The organism is Pseudoalteromonas sp. SCSIO_11900 (assembly GCF_000576475.1).
Lineage (GTDB): Bacteria > Pseudomonadota > Gammaproteobacteria > Enterobacterales > Alteromonadaceae > Pseudoalteromonas > Pseudoalteromonas tetraodonis.
In genome coordinates this window covers 259,257-283,399 of the sequence record NZ_KK070023.1, presented here as the reverse complement: position 1 = coordinate 283,399, position 24,143 = coordinate 259,257, and the positions used below count along the sequence as shown (strand labels likewise).

General features: G+C 39.1%; 19 protein-coding genes. 8 read left to right on the top strand and 11 right to left on the bottom strand.

Translation table 11 applies throughout. From position 1 onward, the window contains the following. The first annotated feature begins 9 nt into the window (after positions 1-9). From oadA to BG00_RS17755, 4 genes are all read left to right on the top strand, one after another. A complete protein-coding gene (gene oadA, locus BG00_RS01275) occupies positions 10-1,791 on the top strand; it encodes a sodium-extruding oxaloacetate decarboxylase subunit alpha (protein ID WP_036980096.1) in 1,782 nt (593 codons plus the stop codon). Between the two features lie 14 nt (positions 1,792-1,805). Next, positions 1,806-2,936 carry a sodium ion-translocating decarboxylase subunit beta gene (locus tag BG00_RS01270; RefSeq protein WP_013464130.1) on the top strand — a complete coding sequence of 377 codons (1,131 nt, stop codon included), beginning with the start codon at positions 1,806-1,808 and terminating at the stop codon, positions 2,934-2,936. A gap of 136 nt (positions 2,937-3,072) precedes the next feature. After that, the gene (locus BG00_RS01265) at positions 3,073-4,044 is read left to right on the top strand and encodes an aldo/keto reductase (protein ID WP_036980094.1); all 972 of its coding nucleotides are present in this window, start codon (positions 3,073-3,075) and stop codon (positions 4,042-4,044) included. Positions 4,045-4,100: 56 nt separating this feature from the next. Beyond that, positions 4,101-4,277 (top strand): hypothetical protein, encoded by a 177-nt coding sequence (locus BG00_RS17755; protein ID WP_171034712.1) that lies wholly within the window; start codon positions 4,101-4,103, stop codon positions 4,275-4,277. An 81-nt stretch (positions 4,278-4,358) separates the two neighbouring features. Here BG00_RS17755 and BG00_RS01260 read toward each other — a convergent pair whose 3' ends face one another. Continuing rightward, positions 4,359-5,672: a peptidoglycan DD-metalloendopeptidase family protein gene (locus BG00_RS01260; protein ID WP_036980092.1), complete on the bottom strand. Its 1,314-nt coding sequence runs from the start codon at positions 5,670-5,672 to the stop codon at positions 4,359-4,361. Positions 5,673-6,161: 489 nt separating this feature from the next. Here BG00_RS01260 and tyrS point away from each other — a divergent pair, with 489 nt between their 5' ends. Then, positions 6,162-7,361, top strand: a complete 1,200-nt coding sequence (gene tyrS / locus BG00_RS01255) for a tyrosine--tRNA ligase (protein WP_036980091.1) — start codon at positions 6,162-6,164, stop codon at positions 7,359-7,361. A gap of 41 nt (positions 7,362-7,402) precedes the next feature. Here the strand turns inward: tyrS and BG00_RS01250 are convergent, their stop codons facing one another. The 5 genes from BG00_RS01250 to folE2 all read right to left on the bottom strand — a co-directional run bounded on the left by BG00_RS01250 (position 7,403) and on the right by folE2 (position 12,241). After that, positions 7,403-8,731, bottom strand: coding sequence for an IS4 family transposase (locus tag BG00_RS01250; RefSeq protein WP_051498217.1), 1,329 nt, complete (start codon positions 8,729-8,731; stop codon positions 7,403-7,405). Positions 8,732-8,841: 110 nt separating this feature from the next. Then, positions 8,842-9,804: a cobalamin biosynthesis protein CobD/CbiB gene (locus BG00_RS01245; protein WP_036980089.1), complete on the bottom strand. Its 963-nt coding sequence runs from the start codon at positions 9,802-9,804 to the stop codon at positions 8,842-8,844. Beyond that, positions 9,805-10,512: a 5'-methylthioadenosine/S-adenosylhomocysteine nucleosidase gene (mtnN, locus tag BG00_RS01240; protein WP_016900621.1), complete on the bottom strand. Its 708-nt coding sequence runs from the start codon at positions 10,510-10,512 to the stop codon at positions 9,805-9,807. A gap of 109 nt (positions 10,513-10,621) precedes the next feature. Next, positions 10,622-11,218, bottom strand: a complete 597-nt coding sequence (locus BG00_RS01235; RefSeq protein WP_036980088.1) for a DUF2726 domain-containing protein — start codon at positions 11,216-11,218, stop codon at positions 10,622-10,624. A 102-nt stretch (positions 11,219-11,320) separates the two neighbouring features. After that, positions 11,321-12,241, bottom strand: coding sequence for a GTP cyclohydrolase FolE2 (folE2, locus tag BG00_RS01230; RefSeq protein ID WP_036980085.1), 921 nt, complete (start codon positions 12,239-12,241; stop codon positions 11,321-11,323). 207 nt (positions 12,242-12,448) lie between these two features. Here folE2 and arcB point away from each other — a divergent pair, with 207 nt between their 5' ends. Next, positions 12,449-14,767, top strand: a complete 2,319-nt coding sequence (arcB, locus tag BG00_RS01225; protein WP_036980083.1) for an aerobic respiration two-component sensor histidine kinase ArcB — start codon at positions 12,449-12,451, stop codon at positions 14,765-14,767. Positions 14,768-14,774: 7 nt separating this feature from the next. Here arcB and arcA read toward each other — a convergent pair whose 3' ends face one another. The 4 genes from arcA to trmB all read right to left on the bottom strand — a co-directional run bounded on the left by arcA (position 14,775) and on the right by trmB (position 19,514). Beyond that, on the bottom strand, positions 14,775-15,491 hold the full coding sequence (arcA, locus tag BG00_RS01220; RefSeq protein WP_008110444.1) for a two-component system response regulator ArcA: 717 nt from the start codon (positions 15,489-15,491) through the stop codon (positions 14,775-14,777). A 447-nt stretch (positions 15,492-15,938) separates the two neighbouring features. After that, positions 15,939-17,543: an ATP-binding protein gene (locus BG00_RS01215; protein WP_036980081.1), complete on the bottom strand. Its 1,605-nt coding sequence runs from the start codon at positions 17,541-17,543 to the stop codon at positions 15,939-15,941. 183 nt (positions 17,544-17,726) lie between these two features. Continuing rightward, a complete protein-coding gene (locus tag BG00_RS01210; protein ID WP_024601261.1) occupies positions 17,727-18,752 on the bottom strand; it encodes a methyltransferase in 1,026 nt (341 codons plus the stop codon). 36 nt (positions 18,753-18,788) lie between these two features. Continuing rightward, on the bottom strand, positions 18,789-19,514 hold the full coding sequence (trmB, locus tag BG00_RS01205; RefSeq protein ID WP_036980079.1) for a tRNA (guanosine(46)-N7)-methyltransferase TrmB: 726 nt from the start codon (positions 19,512-19,514) through the stop codon (positions 18,789-18,791). A 150-nt stretch (positions 19,515-19,664) separates the two neighbouring features. On the opposite strand from trmB, the gene mutY reads away from it, so the two are divergent. Next, positions 19,665-20,726: an A/G-specific adenine glycosylase gene (gene mutY, locus BG00_RS01200; RefSeq protein ID WP_036980077.1), complete on the top strand. Its 1,062-nt coding sequence runs from the start codon at positions 19,665-19,667 to the stop codon at positions 20,724-20,726. 33 nt (positions 20,727-20,759) lie between these two features. After that, positions 20,760-21,032: an oxidative damage protection protein gene (locus BG00_RS01195; RefSeq protein ID WP_013464143.1), complete on the top strand. Its 273-nt coding sequence runs from the start codon at positions 20,760-20,762 to the stop codon at positions 21,030-21,032. 57 nt (positions 21,033-21,089) lie between these two features. Here the strand turns inward: BG00_RS01195 and BG00_RS01190 are convergent, their stop codons facing one another. Then, the gene (locus BG00_RS01190; RefSeq protein WP_036980075.1) at positions 21,090-23,873 is read right to left on the bottom strand and encodes an ATP-binding protein; all 2,784 of its coding nucleotides are present in this window, start codon (positions 23,871-23,873) and stop codon (positions 21,090-21,092) included. Positions 23,874-24,143: the final 270 nt, after the last annotated feature.

Here is a 24,143-nt window from a genome sequence, read left to right as displayed (position 1 = left end):
AGCATACCAATGGCTAAATTAAAAATAACAGAACTCGTACTTCGAGACGCCCATCAGTCGCTTTTAGCTACCCGCATGCGATTAGACGACATGTTACCTATTGCAAAAAAAATTGATGACGCAGGTTATTGGTCTATAGAGTCTTGGGGTGGGGCTACCTTTGACTCATGTATTCGTTATTTAGGCGAAGATCCTTGGGAGCGTATTCGCGCGCTTAAAAAGGCGATGCCAAATACACCCCAGCAAATGTTACTTCGCGGTCAAAACTTATTGGGGTATCGCCATTATGCTGATGACGTTGTTGAAAAGTTTGTTGAGCGCGCACACAAAAATGGCGTAGACGTATTTCGCATTTTTGATGCCATGAATGATGTACGTAACTTAGAAACTGCTATAAAAGCGGCGGTTAAGGTAGGCGCGCATGCCCAAGGTACGATTTCTTACACGGTAAGCCCAGTACACACATTGGATATGTGGCTAACACTTGCTAAGCAACTTGAAGAATTAGGTTGTCATTCAATTTGTATTAAAGATATGGCGGGATTGCTTAAGCCTTATGATGCAGAAAAACTGATTAAAGGCTTAAAAGAAACGGTTTCAATTCCTATTGCCATGCAATGTCATGCAACAACGGGTTTAAGTACCGCAACGTATCAAAAAGCGATTGATGCCGGTATTGATATGCTCGATACGGCTGTATCGTCTATGAGTATGACTTATGGTCATTCAGCAACTGAAACAATTGCTGCAATCGTGGAAGGTACTGAGCGTGATACTGGGCTTGATTTAAACCACCTTGAAGAAATTGCAGCTTACTTTAGAGACGTACGTAAAAAGTACGCTGCGTTTGAAGGCAGTTTAAAAGGTGTTGATGGCCGAATTTTATTAGCCCAAGTGCCAGGTGGTATGTTAACTAACATGGAAAATCAGCTTAAAGAGCAAGGCGCTGCTGATAAACTAAACGAAGTATTACTTGAAATTCCACGGGTGCGTGAGGATTTGGGCTTTATTCCATTAGTTACACCGACCTCGCAAATTGTTGGTACTCAGGCAGTACTTAATGTGCTTACTGGCGAGCGCTATAAAACCATCACCAAAGAAACCGCTGGCGTATTAAAAGGTGAGTATGGTTCAACACCTGCTCCTATGAATAAAGAGTTACAAGAGCGTGTACTTGATGGCAGCGAAGCAATTACCTGTCGCCCTGCAGATATTATTAAACCTGAACTTGAAACTTTAGAAGCTGAATTAAGTAAACTTGCGCAAGAGCAAGGCTTAACGCTTGCTGATGAGCAAATTGATGATGTGCTCACGTATGCCTTATTCCCACAAATTGGTTTGAAGTTTATTAAAAACCGTAATAACCCTGACGCATTTGAACCTGTTCCCAGCGCTGATGATAGCTCAAATAAAGCACCTGAAAAATCAGCGGCAAACAATAAAGGCGTTAAGGCTGAGCAATACAGCGTTAAAGTAGATGGCAAAGTATACGATGTCGTGGTTGCTCAAGGCGGTGAGCTTAAAGAGGTGACGCTAAAAGACTCTGAGCATATTCCGCAGTCGGCATCAGTTGTTTCAGGTGAAACTCTTAATGCGCCACTTGCCGGTAATATCTTTAAAATTAAAGTAAAGCCAGGTCAGGTAGTAAATGAAGGCGATGTGGTGATTATTATGGAAGCCATGAAAATGGAAACCGAAGTACGCGCCATGCATACCGGTACAATTGCAGACGTGCTTGTCTCTGAAGGTGATTCAGTGTCAACCGGCGATGCAATGATTGCATTAGCTTAAGGAGTAATTAGAGGATGGATGGTATTTTAAACCTCTGGCATGCCACAGGCATTGCTAACTTTACATTTCCTGGGCTGATCATGATTGCCGTTGGTTGTTTGTTATTATTTTTAGCTATAGTTAAAAACTTTGAGCCGCTACTATTACTGCCCATTGGTTTTGGTGCTATTTTAACTAATATTCCTGTGGCAGGTTTATCTGACCCTGGTGGCTTACTTTATTATGTTTACTATGTAGGTATTGATACCGGAATTTTTCCGTTATTAATATTTATGGGAGTGGGCGCGCTCACTGACTTTAGTGCGTTAATTGCCAACCCGCGTATGTTGTTATTAGGTGCTGCGGCGCAGTTTGGTATTTTTGCTACCTTATTTGGGGCTATTTTACTTAACTTTATCCCAGGGTTTGAGTTTAGTTTACAAGATGCGTCAGCAATTGCCATTATTGGTGGCGCTGATGGGCCAACCGCTATCTTTTTAGCGTCAAAACTGGCGCCTGATTTATTAGGTGCTATAGCCGTGGCTGCGTACTCATACATGGCGTTGGTTCCTATTATTCAGCCGCCTATCATGCGTGCGTTTACAACGCCTGAAGAGCGTAAAATTCAAATGCCAGAACTGCGTAAAGTATCAAAAAAGGAAAAAATTATTTTTCCGCTGATGGTACTTACTTTAACTGCGCTCTTTTTACCAGCCGCCATTCCACTGGTTGGTATGTTTTGTTTAGGTAACTTAATGCGTGAGTCGGGTGTGGTCGATAGGCTAAGTAACAGTGCTCAAAACGAAATTATTAATATAACCACCATATTTCTAGGACTAGCGGTAGGCTCTAAGCTTGCTGCCGAGCAGTTCTTAACAGTGGAAACCATTGGTATTTTAGTACTGGGCGCAATGGCGTTTGCTATTGGTACGGCCTCAGGTGTATTTATGGCAAAAGGCTTAAATAAAATATCAAAAACCCCAATTAATCCATTAATTGGTGCAGCGGGTGTATCGGCTGTTCCTATGGCGGCTCGTGTAGTTAATAAAGTCGGTCTTGAAAATAACCCGCACAACTTTTTACTGATGCATGCCATGGGGCCTAATGTAGCTGGCGTACTGGGAAGTGCTGTTGCTGCAGGTATTTTATTAGCACTTGTTGGCTAGTAATATTTAATCCAACCATTAGCGCAGTTTACTGCGCTTTTTTTTGCCTAAAATTTAATGTTTTAGATTAAGCGGTTTCTTGTATAGGGTTTTTTGTTTAAAGTAATCACTCTTCATTTTTTTAAAGGGCTGTCAAATGTTACACACACCGCTGGCAAAATATTTACCCAAGGTTAGTAAGCTTGTATTTGGTTGTATGGGTTTAGGAGGTGCTTGGAATAAAGACGCCATTAACAGTGGGCACTTAAAGCAAGCCCATTCATGCATAGACGCAGCATTGGAAAGCGGGATTAACTTTTTTGATCACGCTGATATTTATACTTTAGGCAAAGCTGAGCACGTTTTTGGTAATGCGTTGGCTGAGCGCCCTGAGCTTAGAGAACAAATGTATATTCAGTCTAAGTGTGGTATTCGCTTTGCTGATGAGAAAAACCCGCAGCGTTATGATTTTTCTGCTGATTGGATTGAGCGTTCTGTTGAGGGCTCACTTAAACGATTAAATACCGACTACTTAGATGTGCTTATGTTGCATCGCCCTGATCCATTAATGGAGGTGGAGGAAGTTGCGCAAATATTTAGCTGTTTAAAAGAAAGTGGCAAAGTGCGTCATTTTGCAGTTTCAAATATGTCTCAACATCAAATAAGGTTTTTGCAGCGCGCTTTAGATATGCCAATTGTGGCAAATCAAATAGAGGCCAGTTTACAAAAACATCAGTGGGTTGATGAGGGCATTTATGTGGGTAATGCCGATGGCAAAGATATTAACTTTACCCCAGGGTGTGTTGAGTATTGTCGTGAGCATGACATTCAAATTCAGAGTTGGGGCAGTTTGTGCCAAGGTTTATACTCAGGCGGTGACCTGTCAAAAGCGTCACAAGCGGATGTAAACACGAGTATTTTAGTTAGTAAGCTTGCTGTTTTATATGGCACAAGTGCAGAAGCTATTGTATTGGCATGGCTACTTCGCCATCCTGCATCGATTCAGCCAATTATAGGCACAACTAATGTAGATCGTATTAAGGCATCGAGTGATGCAATTAATATTAATTTAAGTCGAGAGCATTGGTATGAGTTATATATTAGCGCGAAAGGCTGCGCTTTGCCGTGAGTTAATACCCGTTTCAATATTATTTGAACGAATTGGTATAATACAAAGGTGTTGATATGAATATATTTGTCATTTTAATTAGCTTAGTGATTGCTTTGGTGATCATTATTCCTTTGCTAGAAAAGTACCAAAGTAGAATGGGGCTAGAGGGTGCTACCAAATACAGCAAGTATATTTGGCCATTAGTCATGATATCTTTGGTTGTGCAGCTAATTTACGTACTTGTAAATTAAGTTTGAAACTTAAATATCACACACAAAAAAGCCTTTGCGGGTAACCCCAGCAAAGGCTTTTTTATTTAATCAGTGAAGTGGTTATCTAAGTGCTAGTTGTAGCTCACGACTGCGCTCTAGTTGTGCGATAAAGTTATCAGCAATAGGCTTAAATTTAGCAAGCTCTGAACGAGGTAATGGTTCAGACTTAGGTAGTTTTACGGTTTTAGGGTTACGGTGAACGCCGTTAACCAAAAACTCATAATGTAAATGCGCACCGGTTACACGACCAGTTGAGCCAACAGTACCTATTTTTTCTCCCTGTTTTACCTTTTGCCCTGTTCTGACTAGGCGCTTGTTAAGGTGTAAGTACTTAGTAACATATTGAGTACCATGGCTAATAAATACGTAATTACCATTATATTTGCTATAGCCTGCTTTAATTACTTTACCATTACCCGATGATACAACTGGCGTACCGGTACGTGCAGCGTAATCAATGCCGCGATGTGCTTTCACTTGTCCTGTAACGGGGTGTAGGCGGCGAGGGTTAAAGCTTGAACTAATATATTTGAAATTAACAGGCGCCCGCAAAAAGGCTTTTTTCATACTACGGCCTTCAGGGGTGTAAAAGTTACCGTCTGTGTGACGAATAGCGGTGTAACGCTCACCTTGGTTTATAAATTCAGCGGCAATTATTTTACCGGTGCCAATAAACTCACCGTCAACAAAATGAGACTCATAAATTAAGCCAAATTCGTCACCCTTGCGGATGTCGTTTGCAAAATCGACGTCCCAACCAAATATATCGGCAAAGTTCATGATTTGGCGTTCACTTAAACCTGCTGCAATTGCAGAGGTCCAAAAGCTACTTGAAATTTCCCCACCGGCTGTTTTGCTCAGTGTTTCTATTTCTTTGCTGTCAATTGAGGTGTCGTATTGGCCTTCGTCATTAAGTGTGACGAATAGCGTATCCGTTTTAGAAATAACGTAGCGTAATTGAGCTAATGAACCGTCTTCGGCGGTAGCAAAGCTTAACGTTTCACCTGGGTGAATTTTAGTTAGCTTACGTGTTTCAGCGTTGGTGTTTACAAGTTTATGCAGCGTTTGTGCAGAAAAACCAGCGCGCTTAAAAATAATCGCTAAATTGTCACCATTTTTAACTTGGTGATCGACAAAATCATATTCTGGAAGTTTTTGTGCTGCCTGCTCTGAATTTAGGTCAGTGAGTTTTTCGTTCTCACCTACTTTAATTTGTAATTCATAGCGCTTACCAATTTCTAGTGTGTTTTCACTATTGTCTTTGGATGCAGTGGCTTTTTCAGAAGGAAGAAAGGCTAAGGCAACAATAGCAGAAACCAAACCTAGAATAAGCATTTTGTGTTTTTTGGGGAGCGTGTTAACCACGTGAACCATAACGTGCCTTTTTCTGCTGTCAAGATAATAAATAGGTTATATTGCAGGATATAACGAATAATCTGTGAATACTAGTATTTTGTAGATTTAAACTCGAGTTAAATTAGGCTAAAATCGTAGGGTATTCAGGCTGTTTGTGTTTAAAGTTGAACTGTTACACTATTTTATATTCTTGGATACTTTGCTTTTTCATCATAATGTTATATTAGTTTATAAAACGGTTTAATTACGAGAAGTGATTAATTTGTAAACTGTTTTTAGTTTGTGATAAACACTTTTGGCGTATTATTAATCGCTCGTTTATATCCCCTTTTAGAACGTACACCCTGCAATTTGGTTGGTGCTGCGATTAGTTAAAAAAGTTGTTCTAATTAGGTGGAAATTTGTTATGTTAGCTAAATAGTTTTATTTGCTTTGTGATAACGCGCTAGCAATAAACCGTGAGCATATTACACCCCTTCGTTGTCAGAATTTTTGGAGTAACACACAGTGGATTTACAAACCGCTCTAGCAGAGATAAAACGCGGTGCAGAAGAGATATTAATTGAAGATGAGTTGGTTGAAAAATTAAAGTCGGGGAAAAAGCTAAAAATTAAAGCTGGTTTTGATCCTACGGCTCCAGATTTACACCTAGGTCACACTGTACTCATTAATAAAATGAAAACCTTTCAAGATTTAGGTCATGAGGTTATTTTTTTAATTGGTGATTTTACCGGTATGATTGGCGATCCAACGGGCAAAAATGTGACCCGTAAACCACTTACACGTGATGACGTGCTTGCCAACGCCGAAACCTATAAAGAGCAGGTGTTCAAAATTTTAGACCCGGCTAAAACAACCGTCGCTTTTAACTCTACGTGGATGGAGAAATTAGGCGCTGCGGGGATGATAAAATTAGCCGCGCGTCAAACTGTGGCGCGTATGCTTGAGCGTGATGATTTTAAAAAGCGCTATGCTGGCGGTCAATCGATTGCGATTCATGAGTTTTTGTATCCACTGGTGCAAGGCTGGGATTCAGTCGCATTAGAGTCAGATGTTGAGCTAGGCGGCACCGATCAGCGTTTTAACCTATTAATGGGTCGTGAGCTGCAAAAAGATGAAGGTCAAAAACCACAAACAGTATTAATGATGCCTTTACTTGAGGGAACTGACGGCGTTCAGAAAATGTCGAAGTCACTCGGTAATTATATTGGTATTACTGATACGCCTTCAGATATGTTCGGTAAAATCATGTCAATTAGTGACGTACTCATGTGGCGTTACTACGATTTGCTAAGTAGCCTTTCTATTGAGCAAATTGCAGCGCAAAAACAGCGTGTAGAGCAGGGCACTAACCCGCGCGATATTAAAATTGAATTAGCTAAAGAGCTAATTGCGCGTTTTCACAGTGAAGCTGATGCGCAAGCTGCTCATGATGACTTCATCCAGCGTTTTCAGAAAAAAGCCTTGCCAGATGAAATCCCTGAGCTGACAGTTAATATTGATGAAGCGTCAATTTTAATCGCTAACTTACTTAAAGAAGCGGGCTTAGTGGCGAGTACCTCAGAAGCCATGAGGATGATCAAACAAGGTGCTGTAAAGCTTAACGGCGAAGACAAAATTACAGATACCAAATTGGAAATTGCAAAAGGCACAACGGCTATTTATCAAGTAGGTAAACGCAAATTTGCAAATATCACCGTAGCTTAAAACTTCGGACATTATAAAAACCAGCTACGGCTTAATGCCAGTCAGTTAAGAACTGACTGGCATTTTCTTTTATAGGGGTACTTATTCGGCTTCTTTCTTATCACCCTTGGATAATGCCTATCTGGTAACCTATCGGGTAAAATAAACAATCTAAGTGTTGTTAGTAACTCATCGTAATGAATAGGCAACTTACTTGCACTATGTATTGGCGTAAACATAAAGAAAGCGATAACCTGTCGCATAGATTGGCTAAAGCTTAGCTGTGTAGGCAAAATATCCTCACCTTTAGTTGCATCAAGCATGACGATACGTATTAAATTGTAAGCGAGTAATAACCCCCATAACTCTTGACGTACCATGTCTGGTTTCTTACTACGTAACGTGTGTTTGCTATGATTCAATCCCTGCTTTATTTCTCTAAACGCCAGCTCAATTTCCCAGCGTTGAGTATAAACCTCTGTTAATTCTTCATATGGAAATCGTAAAGGGTCAATGAGAGAGCTGAGAACACGATAGCTTTTTCCATCCACTTTATAGGTGGTTAATCTTGCCATCAAGGTCTCTGGTAATGACTCAAATTTCTTTCTGGCTTGAGGACTTGTGGACAAAATCACTATTTTATCATTGTCATTTATACTATGTTCAACTTGATACTGTAAATCCTTCCTCGCGGGTAACATCCAGTGAGTGTTATCTCCTTGGTTTTGCCACTGATGCAACAGTCCTAATGAGTAATAGCCGCGGTCAAACAAGGTAAGAGAATTATCTGGTACGGCTGGTAATAGTCGTTGAGCTAAGCTCATTTCACCTATGCGACGGGAGTCAAAGCTGCTATCTAACAGTAAATGGCTAGATACTTCCATAAGGCTACACATTCGTACTTGTGGGTAGCTTACTTCTCCATGTTGATTACTGTCACTGCCAAATGCTTCTCTGTTATCTTGATTATCATGAGTTCGAAAACTAACGCCATCAACAGCGAGTAAATTAAGTCCGCACCATTGTTCAAAAGACTGGGTGGAAAAGGTTTTGTGTGCAAGTAATTGAAATGTATGTTGGACTGACTCATAGCCTAACCTTTGTCGGCCTTGAACTAGCGCACTTGGCGCGACTAATTTGTTTTTTCCGGGTAAAGAGATGTCGAGTCTATTAGCGATATCCCAAACGGTTTCGTTTCGGAATAAACTCATTCCAATTACAGACCACATAATAGCTTCTAGCGGTAATCGCCTTTTACGCACAGTAGCAACACCTGCATGTTTAAATGCTTGTTCAAGAATACCAGGGTCAAGAACCTGTTTAAGTTTATCTAGTGTATGTACATCATTTAAAAATGAAGACATGTTATCGAAGTGCTGAATGAGAGACATAAAAAAATCCGATATTATTTCTAATATCGGATTTTGAAGCTATGGAAAGATCAGTCAAGTGATCATAAAAATATTCTTAACTGATCTGCATTAAGCTACGGCTGGTTTTTTTATGCGAACTTAAAAACGAGAACAGCCTTAATAACTTCAACGCTAATAATAATCAGAAACCAAAAAAGGCGAGTTTGGTTAAGTGTATTGAGTAGTTGTGGTACGTCATCGGCGTTGGGAAGACGCTCTACACCGACACGCATTTTATTAAAACGCTGTGTATTATAAATAGCAGGCCCACCAAGTTGTACCCCCAAAGATGCAGAACATACACTAAGTAACCAGCCTGTATTGGTTTGATAGAAGTGTCGGCCATAATGCTTAATATAATGCATGCTTTTTTTACTGGCCTTTAGTGAGGCAATTGTCAGCGCGAGTAAACGTATGGGAATGTACTCAACAATAAAAAGAACCAGTTTAAGCGGCATCAAAAAAGAGCTATTTGGAGCTATATCACTTCGCCACGCCTGTTGAATTAAAGTGATTAAACGATAGGCTAGAGCGGCGACGGGGCCCAATACTAAAAATATGAAAATTACCACAAAGTAATGACGCGCCGTTCTAAGTATGACACTTTCCATAATGGCTTTAATAATCCCGGGGCTTGAAAGTGCAATAACTTCTCGGGCTACTAGTGGCTTTAATAATTCGCGTGCTGTCGATTTTTGATTTTTTTTGACTAGCCTAGCTATGCGTATCGCTTTTTTATTCAGGTTACTGTTTTCTAGGCATAAATATAGAATAAGACCTGATAACAGCTCGGGGTAAAAGGCAAACTGAAGCAGTAAAACTACAATAATAAGCACAGTACTAAGTATAAGCGTACTTGCCATTGAGGCTGCTAAGTAATGATATTGCTTGGTGTCTGTTTTTTTATAAATACGCTGGCTTATAGCGCTAAAAATAGCAGAGAGTATGTGGTTAGGGTGATACCAACTTACTAAAGGTAAAAAGCGCTCAGCAAGGAGCGCACAAATAAATACAATAAAGTCCAAATGATTTTGAACAATATTATTGAGCATTTACAGCGTAACCGCCGTTAATTTCTCAAGTAAAGCTACGACCATTTTTGATGAATTTATAGAGGCTGTTTCTAAGTATTCTTCAAATGATTGCGGCGACTCTTTGCCTGCAATATCAGACATTGAGCGAATAACAACAAATGGTGTATTAAGTGCAAAACACGTTTGCGCAATTGATGCACCTTCCATCTCTACTGCTAGCATTGTAGGGAAGTCACTGCGTGCTTTTTCAATACGAACAGGGTCGCACATAAACGAGTCGCCGGTGCAAATTAAACCGACAAGGGTTTTTACTTCACTAATTTGTGCAATTGTTTGCTCGGCGGCTTCTACAAGTTTAGGGTGAGCAGTAAAACCTGCTGGCATTTGTGGTACTTGGCCAATTTCGTAACCAAACGCTGTTACATCAACATCGTGATGACGTACTTCAGATGAAATTACTACATCGCCAACGTTTAGTGATGGGTCGAATCCACCGGCAGAGCCAGTGTTAATAACACAATCTGGATTGAAGTTATCGATAAGTAATGTGGTTGCGATTGTCGAAGCGACTTTACCAATACCTGATTGCACTAAAGTGACGGTATTGCCTGCAAGCTCGCCTGTGTAAAAAGTAAAACCAGCCTTGGTTAAAACTTGTGGATTTTGCATCGCCTCGCGCAAAATTTTAACTTCTGGCTCCATTGCGCCAATAATACCAACATTCATAGTGTTAAATTCCTGAGTTTGAATACGGTGATTATACTGCAAAAAATAACGTGGGGTAAAACAAACAAAAATGCGAGCTTAAAAAGCCCGCACTTTATAAACTTATTGATTATATTTCAGCAAGGGCTGTTGATTGTGCCTTTGCTTGAGAAGGAGACAATACCGCAGGTTTATGAACTCTAACACGCGTGGGTCGTGAAGATTTAGATACCGCTGGCTTACCTAATTTAAACATAATTGCATCGCGTACTTCGCTTGGGTGGTAGCCTGCCTTCACTTTCATACGAATATGTGGAATACCTGCGGCTTCCAATGCGCCATTAACAAACCAGTCGCGCTGTGCTTTGTGGCCATCTTTATTGGCGTTATTAACTAAGTCAACCGCAGCCACTATGGTCATTTTTTCTTTATCTACTAAAACAAAGTCGAGCTGCTTATTTTTTGCTTTAGCCATTGCCGCACGTTTAGATTTAACAGACAGGCCTTGTTTACAGTCAATCACATCGATTAGTTTAACGCGACTAACAATTTTATATTGATCGCCAACGGCGCGCTCTAATAAATTCAGAAACGCCCCTTCTACTTGGGTAAATACACTTTGCTTACGAGTAAAAGGATAAGGGTTTCCGCCGTCATCATTAAATTTTGACGCAACGACAGATGCCCCAACAACTAGCACTAATATTAATAATAAAGCGAATTCCATACGGTAACTCCATAACAACAAATTGACACTGCTTTTCTAAAGCAATTTATGTGCCCAAATAGTTGTTATGGTTGTTTTATTAACGAGTGGGGATGAGCACTATTATGCTTTATAACCGCCTTCAATACCTTTTACGGCAATCGCAACTGCATCATGAGCATGTAAAGACTCATAATGGTTAATTTGCAGGAAATAATCGGTAAACTCTTTTGACTCTAGCGTCGTTTTAATTTTTCGTGCTGCGTCTTCACAAAACATTAAATTTTGACCGTTTAAGCGAGCAAACTCTTGTTCGTCTTCACGTTTTACCGCAGCTTGTACTGGTGTCTTTAGCTCATCTTCTAGTAAGTTTATTAAGTTAACCACATCAAACTGTTTAATGTTATTTGCTAATTTAACTTTAACATTAGCAATTGAACGCTGTGAATGCGGGGTTGCTACAATGCCTTGAGTTGTTCCAAGCCACTCTAAAACTTCTGATTGAGTGAGTGTTTCTTGAGAAAAATTTTCGCTGAATGCGTTTTGAATTAATTGGCGAGCCAATGCTGCAGAGCAGGGGCAAGTTGATGAATAAGTCACATCAACGCTGAGCTCAAAACTAATAACGCCTTGATTTATAGTGCTGGTAAGTACAATGGGATAGCTTTTCCAACCTGCTTTACCACTAAGTAATGACTTACGACGTAGCGGCAATTCAAATTTAAATTCAATGTGTGCTTTATCACTTAAGCCTTCATGACTGGTGATAAAGGTATCTAAGGCTTGTGCTAAGGTTTCTGGATTGACCTGTTGCTCAGTTGAGAGGTGATCCAACGCTAAAAATAGTCGCGACATATGAATGCCTTTAGCATCTTCTTTGTGTAAATTAACAAAGGCGCGTGCTTTTGCATTAACGGTAACTGGAGCTAAATCAAGAGATTCAAAAATAAAAGGCAGCTCTATATCGCCCATACCTACCCAGTCTAATTTACCTGTTTGTAATGCGGCAGCCGTGTTAGCAATATCTGGCATAGTTTTTTGCATGATACGTTACTCGTTATTTGCAATATTTAAAACGCCGCATTTTACACTAAATAAAGATTTGCTGAAATGCAGCAAATAACACCAAACATGAAATTTTATTGTTTTTGTCGCACAACATGAAAATAGCTGATAGAAAATGCTAAAATTAGCCTTTAACCTTGAAAGGTCAACAGACCCTAAGCATTTAGCTAAGAGAAAAACTGATATATGACTGATTCTTCTTTGAACCCGTGGGTTAGAGTTCTTTCCAGTTCAATAACTCGTTTTGGTGAGTTTAAAACTGCAGCTATTTGCTATGCATTATTACTGACAATATCGCTGGTTTTATCAAGTATGTTTTATTACGTTGCCATAGGCGAAGTAAACTTGGTTGATATACTCGCCGTGGTATTTTTTACCTCGGTTGTTTCTCCTTTAGTTATCAGCATATTATTAAACTCTATTCGGCAACTTGATGCCTCTTATGCTTATTTAGATAGTGCCACAAAACAAGAGAAGCTTTTAAATCAAACCCTCAAAGACAATATTAATCGCTTAAACATTGAAATTGACGAACGTAAAATGGCTTTTCATGCCAAACACCGAGCAATAGAAGAGCTTAGGCGTGAAATTGCAGAGCGTAAAAAAACACAACAAGAACTCGCACAGCAAGGCATGTTACTGCGCTCAATTGTAGACTCCTCGCCGGATTTATTTTATTACCGCGATAACAACGGGGTGTTTGCTGGTTGTAATAAAATGTTTGAAGAGGTGATGGGTAAAACCAGTGGTGAACTTATTGGTAAAGCCGCAGAAGAAATATTCCCAAGCCACTTTTTATCAGAAGTACTCAGAACCGATGAGCAGGTTGAGCGTACGCACCAAGGTTTAACTATAGATGTGGAGTACTCAGTAAACGGTGAAATTAGGTGGTTTGAATTGCGTAAACTTCCCTTTATTAATGAACAAGGGGATTACATTGGTTTACTTGCGTTTGGCCGTGATATTACCAGTCGTAAAGAAGCTGCGCAGGCACTAGAAACAGCTTATAAAGATAAAGGGAAATTTATTGCCACATTAAGCCATGAGTTACGCACACCGCTTAATGGTATTGTGGGCTTAACGCGCATGCTACTGGATACCGAACTAAACAAACAGCAACGCAGTTGGTGTAATACCGTGTTTTCAAGCGCCGAAACACTAGGTAATATATTCAACGATATTATAGATTTAGATAAAATTGACCGTGAGCAGTTAGATATTGCCGCCAACGAAATTAATGTTTCGGACTTTATCAACGATGTAGTTAACTTTGCAGGCCTTATTGCTGAGCAAAAAGAGCTTTCGTTTGAAGTGAAGCGTTCTGGCATGCTTGACATATATGCTTTGCTTGACCCGACCCGTTTACGCCAAGTGGTGTGGAACTTAATTAATAACGCTGTTAAGTTTACTCAACAAGGGAGCGTAACCTTAGATTGTGCCAGAGAAAACCGTGAAGATGGCCCTTGGCTTATTATTAAAATACTCGATACCGGTGAAGGCATTCCACAAGAGCAACTAACACGCATTTTTGACATGTACTATAAAGCGCCAGATCTTAAAGGCACCAATGCCATTGGTTCAGGTATTGGCTTAGCTGTCACCAAAGCGTTAGTAAGCGCAATGAAAGGCACAATAACGGTTAATAGTACCCCAGGAGAGGGCAGCTGCTTTACGGTACAAATTCCGCTGAATTTATGTAGTGCTCCTACCGAACATAGTTATGTTGGGCGTAGCTTATATATTTTATTAGTGGAGGATGTGCCACTTAATGCTGAAATTGCTACTAACCTACTAGAGCAACGTGGACACGAAGTGCTGTGGGCTGAAACGGGTGAAGATGCTTTATCGTTTGTCGAAACTGAAGATGACTTAGATTTAGTCTTACTTGATATGCAGTTGCCTGATATTAATGGTGACGAAGTGGCAAGACAAATTCGCGCTCAAAGTCATTTTGATCAGCTTCCAATAGTGGCATTAACGGCCAATGTACGCAGTGCTGAAGAGGAGCTTGAGGGTATTTCTATTCAAGGCGCACTAGCTAAACCAATAAACACAAGCAAGTTAGATAATATGCTCGCTGAACTCTTTGGCATTAAGCAAGTGCAAACCGAGGCTCCTCAACGAGTGGTCAATCAAGCGTTATTAAATCAAATTAATACTGACTTGTTGGATGTTGAAACCATTGAAGACTTTGTAAATTCGATGGGCGTTGAAGTATTTAAACGCAGTAGCCAGTTGTTCGCAAAGCTAAATCCGCAGTACCAACAAGAACTGTTAGCTTCGTTAAACGCTGCTGATAGAGAAGAGTACAAATCGGTTGCGCATAAGTTAAAAGGTGCGGCTGGTTCGGTCGGTCTTAATGATGTTCAGTTGCATGCAAAGCAAATGGAGCATGGGGCGCTGGAGCAAAGTGACGAAGTGTTAGCTGTGTGGCTTGAGGAGTTAACAGATAAAATAAATGAAGGACAACAGGCCCTTCATTTATTTTTACAGCAATTAGAGTAATAACTAATTAGCTATCGATTTTACCAATGAAACGGTAACCTTCACCATGGATGGTGCTGATTAACTCAGATGTTGAGTTGTCGCTTTCAAAGTGTTTGCGGATACGACGAATTGTTACGTCAACCGTACGGTCGTTAGCGCGAAGCTCTCGGCCAGTCATGTGTTTAATTAGTTGCTCACGGCTAAATATACGACCCGGAGAGTCAAGCATTAAACGCAGTGCTCTGTATTCGCCTTTAGGTAGACGTTTCGCGTCTCCGTTTGGAGAAGTAAGGCAGCGACTATTTTCGTCAAGTTCCCAACCGTTAAAGGTGATCACGCCATTTGTTTCAATAGCAGACTCTTCACCACCTAATGCAGTACGCGTAATTAAGTTACGAGCACGAATAGTTAATTCACGCGGGTTGAAGGGCTTAGTAATATAGTCATCAGCACCAATTTCAAGACCTAAAATACGGTCTACATCGTTGTCACGGCCTGTTAAGAAAATAAGACCAACTTTGCGTTTTTGGCGTAATTCGCGAGCTAAAATAAGCCCGTTTTTACCTGGCAGATTGATGTCCATAACTACAAGATTGACGTCATCGTTATTTGTAAGCTTATCATGCATATCATCGCCATCAATGGCTTCAATAACTTTGTAACCTTCGGCTTCAAATAAACTAACGAGGTTTAGTCTAGTTACGTCTTCATCCTCTACGATCAGAATGACTGGCGTTTGCATTTTTAATTAACCTTTTTGTAGAGTGTTTTATTTTAAAATCGGTGTGATCATCAAAACCGACTACTAGAATTATAGGATTATATCTAAATGTTAACAAGTAAAAACAAATTAGATAAAAACAGCTGCGCGCTTAAACTATTATTAAAAACCGCGGCTTAATTGATACTTAACGTTGGATGTATAACTTGAATTATAAAGTCGAAGCCATTTCCTTTAATAATTGATACATCCATCAACCACCTAAAGATACTTAAAATAATCAGACTAATTCAAAACGAAATTATATCACTTTACAATTTTTCATCAATGTATGTGATATGTTAAACACAATTAAGTTCATTAATTATGTGAAAATACAGCATTAATGATACAGCTGTTCAATGAGTGCTGTCTTAGTATGGTCATAAAGTCGTAATTCAAGAGCAGACAACGGATTTATTTCACTTTTTAAAATAGCGTAATAATAAATCGTGCTCCTGATTGATACTCAGTATCTAATACAATTTCTCCAGCCAAAGCCTGGGTCACTAAGTTGTAAACTAAATGCATGCCTAATCCACTGGCTCCTTGACCGCGTTTTGAAGTAACAAAAGGGTCAAAAATTTTCGCTCTTATGTTGCTCTCTACACCTAGGCCGTTATCGGTGTAGGTAATTTGTGTTTTTGTGCTTGTTGCCACAATATCAATTTGCACTACATTGTCACCGCCAGCTACAAATCCGTGTAGTAGGGAGTTTAAAATTAGTTGATGGAAAACTTGCTGCAGTGGCCCTTTTTTACTTTCAACGGTTAAATCTGCTGGACAATTTATAAGAACTTTAGGATTTTTTATTCTTAATTCTTGCCCCATAGACAATAATGTATCGTTTATGAGCTGCTGAAAGTGAACGGTGCTAGTGATTTCATCATCTTTGATCACGGCCACTTTCTTAAAGTTAGAAATAAGCTCTGCGACACGGTTTAAACTACTGTAGATGAGATCTAAGTTTTCAATGCCATCGTTAGTAAATTGCTCAAATTGACTGGCAGTCAATGACTTATTTTGAAAGTTAATTTGTAGCTCCGCGAGTTTATCCCTTAGTAAAGTAGAACCGGTGATCCCAAGCCCTATAGGGGTATTTACCTCATGAGCTACACCTGCCACCATTTGCCCTAATGAAGCCATTTTTTTGTTTTCGACAATTTGAGTTTGGTATTGGTGCATCTTTTCAAGTGTAGATAGCAACTCTTTATTTGCTTCTCTGAGCGCGATGGTTCGTTGGCTTACTTTTTCTTCAAGATTTGAGTTTAGTAGCTTAATTTCTTTTTTATCTTCTTCGTGGCGCTCTATTTGTCTTTGTGTTCGCGCCAGCATTACATTTAAGCTGTTAGAAAGCCTGGTTATTTCAGTTAAGTTTGTTAAAGGCGCCCGGGCGTAGTAGTTATGATTTTTAGCTATATTTTGTAGTAACAAGCTTAAGTTTTCTATTGGGCTGGCTATCCTTTTTTGTAGCCTTAAAATAATCAAAGAGATAAAAATAAGTATTAAAGCGATAATGGCAATATCAACTATAATTTTTTTAGTGATAAACTTATTTAAGTTATCCAAGCTGCCCCTAATATACACATAACCCAGTAACTGATCATTATTGAGTATTGGAGTAATGTACTCAATAAACTCATCACCTACTTGGGGTTCTATAAAGTCGTTAATACTGTCTGTTTTGATTGGTACAGGTGGCGATTTTTGAGCATTAAAACTGGTAAAAAATACTGGTTTATTTGTTTGCTCATCTAGCGCATAAATATGTAAGTTTGTGACCGATGAGACTTGTTGAAGAAGCTTTAACCGCCTTTCTTCTGCAGGTCTATTTTTATTCAGTAATGACGGCATTGCATCAAAGGCAATGATCTCTGACACCAGCACAAGTTTACTAATGAGCTGCTTTTTTTGCTCTTGTGTACTTAAGTAAGTAGAAATAGAAAGAGATAATAGCAAACAGATGGCTGTTATAAGCATGATGGTTTTAAACAATATACTACGAATGCTATTTTGCTCTACAGTTTTAGGCATTGCGAGAGGGTCATCCGTGTCAATTGTGAATGTAATAAATATTAGTTTAGCAAAAACAGGAAAAAGTGAAGCAAAAAGATTAGCTTAATTACACTATTTATTTTTAGTTAATCTACGTCATAAAGTAAATATGCGGCTAATATACCGCATATCTATATTTTGATAGGGGATTAATAATTAGTTTTAGCTACTGTATACAGCAAACTTATTATTCTTAAACACTGTTTGATAACTATCAAATTGGGCTTCTAAAATAGGTGGATATTTTAAAAAGCTATTAGCAACAATAGTGAGCTTACCTGTTTTAGTTAGGTGCTGTTTGGCATTATTTAAAAACGATTCGGCTACTGTGTAATCGGTCGCAATACCGGTATGAAATGGTGGGTTACTAATAATTAAATCAAACTTACCTGCAATGCTGTTTAAACCATCGCTCAGTACGGCTTCACCATTAACGTTATTAAGTTTAAGCGTTTGTGTTGTTGCATAGGCAGCTAGTGCGCTTACATCACTACATGTAAATGTAAGAGCCGGATTTTTTAGCCCTAAAAACGTAGCAATAAGCCCCGCGCCACAACCAAAGTCAAGAACGTTACCGTGTTTTATATTTGGTGCATTTTCTAATAGCATTTTAGTGCCTGCATCAAGGCCGCCATGGTTAAACACGCCGGGAATACTTACAGCAGTAAACTCAATATCACTTACGTTTACCACAAACTCTTTGTGGTAAGTACTAATATCAAATGTTGAATTCAGGGTTATTTCTGAAAATGAATATAAAACGCAGTGTTTTGCAGAGTCAATTTTATTACTAAACGCAGTTTTATTGGCGAGTTGCTTTTCAATTGATTTTACACCGCTTTTGTTTTCGCCAACGACTAGCAGCTCAGCTTCTTTACTTATCACTGCACGTATGTTGTCTAATGCCATTAATAGCTCGGGCTTAGACTTGGGGTAATAAAGAATTACTAAATCATATTCACCGGCGCTAATCGTGTGATTAACTTCTACATTTATACCCGATATGTTTTTAGCAAATTCACCATTTGCATGGTTATAGCTAAAAGCCGTTATTTTACTTTGTGGGTTGAGCGTTTTTAGCTCATTTAAAAAGCCATCTTGAACAAAGTTGACCACCAATATTGATTTACCTTTTAGCTCCTCGCTGTTGCGAAGTAATAATAGGCTCGGATTGGTTAATACGCTCATAAATGGCTTTACCTTACTTGATTATTAAATTAACGGTTATTTAGTACGTTCGAACATTAAATCCCATACGCCATGGCCTAAACGGTGGCCACGTTGTTCAAACTTAGTCAGCGGGCGTGAATCAGGACGAGGTACATAGTCGTTAGTCTCTGATTGGTTTTTGTAACCAGGTGCTGCTTGCATTACTTCAAGCATATGCTCTGCATAGTTTTCCCAATCGGTTGCCATATGAAAAACGCCGCCAATTTTTAATTTAGAGCGTAGTTTTTCTGCAAACTCAGTTTGTACAATACGGCGCTTATGGTGACGCTTTTTGTGCCATGGATCAGGGAAGAACAATTGTAAGGTCGATAAGCTTTCATCACTTATACAATCTGCAAGGACTTCAACGGCGTCGTGTTCAAATACACGAAGATTAGTAACGCCTGCTTCGTCGGCATCCATTAAGCACGCGCCAACGCCTGGGCGATGTACTTCTATACCGATAAAGTTAAGATGTGGTGCATTTTTTGCCATTTCAACCAATGACTTGCCCATACCAAAGCCAATTTCTAACACTACATCATTGTCATTTCCAAATACTGCGTTTAAATCAAGTAGGCCGTTTTTATGCTCAAGCCCCATTGTTGGCCAGCATTTTTCGATTGCAGCGGCTTGGCCTTTGGTTAATCGGCCTTCGCGTTTTACAAAACTACGAATAGTGCGGATATACTTACCTTCTTGCTTAGCTTGCTCAAGGTTGTTGTTACTTGATTCACTCATATTATTGGCCTGACAAAACAATGTGTTTAAAAATGGTTGCGTATTATCCCTGACCCGCGCGGGGTTGACAAGCTCTAGGGCGTTATAGCTTGATCTTTTCAACAACTACAATAGACTGAGCCGCCATTAAGCATTAGTAAAAAAGTAAATATGTTGGATTTAAAAAAGCAGCAGTCTGATTGGTTTTCTAACCAAGTAGTTGATTGGTATCATCTCCATGGGCGCAAAACATTGCCATGGCAATTAGCTAAAACACCTTATAAAGTTTGGGTGTCTGAGGTGATGCTGCAGCAAACCCAAGTTGTGACTGTTATTCCTTATTTCGAAAAGTTTATGCAAAGCTTTCCCGATATTATTGCTTTAGCAAATGCTGATGAAGATCAGGTTCTGCATCACTGGACTGGTCTAGGTTACTATGCACGCGCGCGCAACTTACATAAAACGGCCAAAATAGTGCGAGACAAATATCAAGGCCAGTTTCCCAGCACACTTGAAGAGGTAATGGATTTACCCGGAATAGGGCGCTCCACTGCCGGTGCTGTTTTATCTTTATCTTTGGGGCAGCATCATCCTATTCTTGATGGTAATGTTAAAAGAGTGCTTGCGCGATTTTTCATGGTTGAAGGTTGGTATGGCGTCAAAAAGGTAGAAAATCAGCTGTGGCATTTAAGTGAACAACTCACCCCTAAAAATAATGTGACTGAGTTTAATCAAGCTATGATGGATTTAGGGGCAAGCCTTTGTTCACGAAGTCGTTTTGACTGTAAAGCATGCCCGTTAAAAACACAATGTGGTGCTTTTAATGCGGGTAAGGTTAAAGAGTTCCCACATTCTAAACCTAAAAAAGCAGTGCCTAAAAAAAGTTGTCATCAGTTAATTATTAAACATAACGACAAAGTACTCATGGAAAAACGCCCAAGTAGTGGCATTTGGGGGGGGTTATTTGGATTTTTTGAATTTAATGAGCACAGTGAGCTTGATACTTTTTTAGCACAGCAAGGGCTAAAAAGTGAGCTTGAGATATTAGCACCTTTTAGCCATGTGTTCTCACATTTTGAGCTAACCATAAACCCACATGTGCTCAATGTTCAGCAAATCCCTGATGTGGTGAACGACAAGCAATTAATATGGTATCCACTTGATCAATCAATAGAGGTGGGTTTAGCTGCACCGACTAAAAAGTTGGTTAAACAAATGAGCCCAATAGGTTAAACTAGCAGCATTTAGCGTTAGAGAGAATAAATCATGGCACGTACTGTATTTTGTCAAAAGTTACAAAAAGAAGCTGAAGGCCTTGGATTTCAACTTTATCCTGGGGAAATTGGCGAAAAGATTTTTAATAATATATCTAAAGAAGCATGGGGACAGTGGCAGCATAAACAAACGATGCTGATCAACGAAAAGCATTTAAATATGATGGACCCAGAACATCGTACCTTTTTAGAAGAGCAAATGGTTGGCTTTTTATTTGAAGGAAAAGAGGTTGAGATTGAAGGCTATAAGCCAGTAGAAAAATAATCGTTAAAAAAGGGCTAAAAAGCCCTTTTTTGTTGTGCATACCTATGATCAGTTTAGTTAAATCAAGTCATCTTGTTGATCGTGGTTTCTAATTTGTTCTTTTAAAAATTGTGCTGCTCTTGAATATTCAATTTCGAGCTCATCTCTCATCTCAATTAACTCATCGGCATTGATTTCATCAGCCTTACACTTATCCTCAAATGACTGCGCTAAATCAGCCACAATATTAGCCCCCACTGTTTTTGATATAGATTTCAATTGATGGCAGGCAGCTATAATTTCACTTTGACTCTTTTGTAGTACCGCAAAGTTGATTGATTTAATTTGTTCTTGGCTTTGCTCTAAATACATTTTAAAGAAGCGAATTTTTTTAGCATCATCGCCATTTATATATTTGTTGGCAGACTCCATGTTAATAGGCATGGCTGGCTTTTCAGCTGAGCTAATTTGTTTTGGCTGTTTATTATCTAAATCGCTCCATTGATTTAATATGTCCTCAAGCGCATTTAACTCAATCGGTTTAGTTATAAAGTCATTAATTCCCACAGCTAAGCAGCGCTCTCTTTCGCCTTTTAAGGCATTGGCTGTTACAGCAATAATATAAGGTTGAGCATCGATTGCTTCTAACAGTGCCGCTTCCTCTCTAATCTTTTCAACCATATCGTAGCCAGACATTTTCGGCATATGTAAATCGGTTAGGATGAGCGAATAGCTGTTTTTACGCCACATCTCTATGCCTTCCTCACCATTATTCGCTACTTCCACACTATACCCTAGTATGTGTAACTGCTCGGTAAGTACCTCTTGGTTTAGTAAGTTATCTTCTACCAATAAAACAAGCCTATTTGCAGCGAGTGCTTCTTCTGAATTTAAGTAATGATTCATGCTTTTAGCTTTTTTTATTTGCTTAGGTTTATGTAAGCCCGCCGCAACCAAAATTGAAAGCATAAAGTTAGATTTACACAGTGGTGAAGCATTAATATAAAAAATATTTTTATGATTAATAACGGCTTCATCCAGCTTACTTAACACCACCATTTGCTGATTATTATCTTCTAGTGAGTAAAGTAAACTTCTTAGCAAGGTACTAATACTGCTCATGTCGTCAATACCATCAACAACCCAAATAATATCCTTTGTGTCTTGATGATTTTCTATATCATTTTGCTCATGGGCATAGGTTATTTTAGCCCCCATAAATGATAAGTAACGATAAATTACCTTGCCGCGTTCAGCATTGTCACTAACAACAACGACATGTTTACCATTGAGTGTATTTTTATGGGCAAATTCAGTTTTACCTGCCGTTGAAAAAGGCAGTTCAACGGTAAACTCACTACCAATCCCCTCATGGCTTGTAACATGTATAGTACCAAGCATTAGCTCGGTTAAGCTTTTACAAATTGAAAGCCCAAGTCCTGTACCGCCAAATTCTCGGGTAATTGAGCTTTCAGCTTGAGTAAATGGGCTGAATATTTTCCTTAATTGGGACTGACTCATTCCTTTACCATTATCAACTACACAAAAACGGAGTGTAAAATGGTCGGCAGTGTTATGTGCCACTTCAACCGATATTTTCACTCTACCTTGGGTAGAGCCGTTAGTGCTGGTAAATTTAATGGCATTGCTACATAAGTTATAAAGTACTTGGCGAACCCTGACTGAGTCGCCCATAAGGTTATTAGGAATATCGGGTGCAATTGATAAATCGAGTTCTAGGTGACGGTTTTTTGCAACAGACGATAACACCTTTGCAACTTCTTCTAGCGTATCTGCAACAGAGAAGGGAGTCGGGTCTATATTGAGCTTTCCTGCTTCAATTTTAGAAAAATCCAAAATATCATCTAAGATACTGAGTAACGAAAATGCAGATTCACGAATAATTGTACTTAAACGTTGCTGTGCACCATCAAGTTCTGTTTGACGAAGTAAATCAATGGTACCAATTACGCCATTCATTGGTGTTCTTATTTCATGACTCATAGTGGCTAAAAAGGTGGTTTTAGTTTCACTGGCTTTTAGCGCTTTTTGCGTTTGTTTTTCTAACTCAAAGGTTCTGTTTTGTACTTCTGTTTCAAGGCTTGTTTGTAATTTTTTTAATTCTTTTTTCGCCGCTTGATCGTCAGCTTGAACCTTACTCACCTTTTTGAGTAACAAATTAACTTGTTGAGCTACCGTTTCTAAACCACCCTCTAGTTGCTCATTTAGGGTGCTTTGATAGTTATCGTTTTGCGTAATTTCTTTTAGTTCTTGAGTAAGTGAATCTGTATTTTTATGTAATCGCTTGTTAATGTATTTATTCAGCATGAATGCTAATACAAACAGCACTACCAGTGCAGCAAAGACTACAATATAGGCATTTAGTGGTGAGTGTTGATTTGATTGTGTAACTGAGGACTGTGTTTGCTCAATAATAAGCTCTCCAATTACCTGTCCCTCTGATGAGATTAAATGATGAAGAGTATTTTGTTCTTTAATATATTTATTAACAGCTAAAGGCGCAATTGCTTTACTGTTATTGCTATAAACTAACTCGGCTTGATTATTGGCATTAAAACGGTGGAGCGTATATTTATAATCATCATTGAGTAAGGTGGTCATATCGAGTAATTGCGTGACCTTGTCTTGCTCGTATATTGTTAATGCTTCTGCTAAGGGCTGATCAAGACGCTCAGCAAGTTTTGTTAACGATACATTAGAGGTTGGAGCAGATGCGTTGTTATCAGCATTGCCTTGTGAATAAAGCACAAAGGCGACTACAAATAATGCGGTTATTATAAGGTTACTAACTAAGAATAAAGGTAGTAGGCCTTTTATTGCTGAAGAGGGCTTGCTCTGCATGAGTTTTCCTGTGGTCTTATTATTAAAACGGTAAGCCTGTACCGAAAGTTATTATTCAATCGTAACACCTAAAAAAAATAATTCACTACGTTTTTTAAACTCTTTTGTTGGATAAATACACTGTATTAACGAAAATAGCCTCGAGTTGTTTGAAAACCGTTCAAACGATTATAAAGAATAAAAAAAAAGTTGACTTGTAGGGGCAAAACTCGTTTAATACGCCGCACGCCCAGATAGCCAGTTAGTAGAGCTAGCTGGGAATTGCATTAA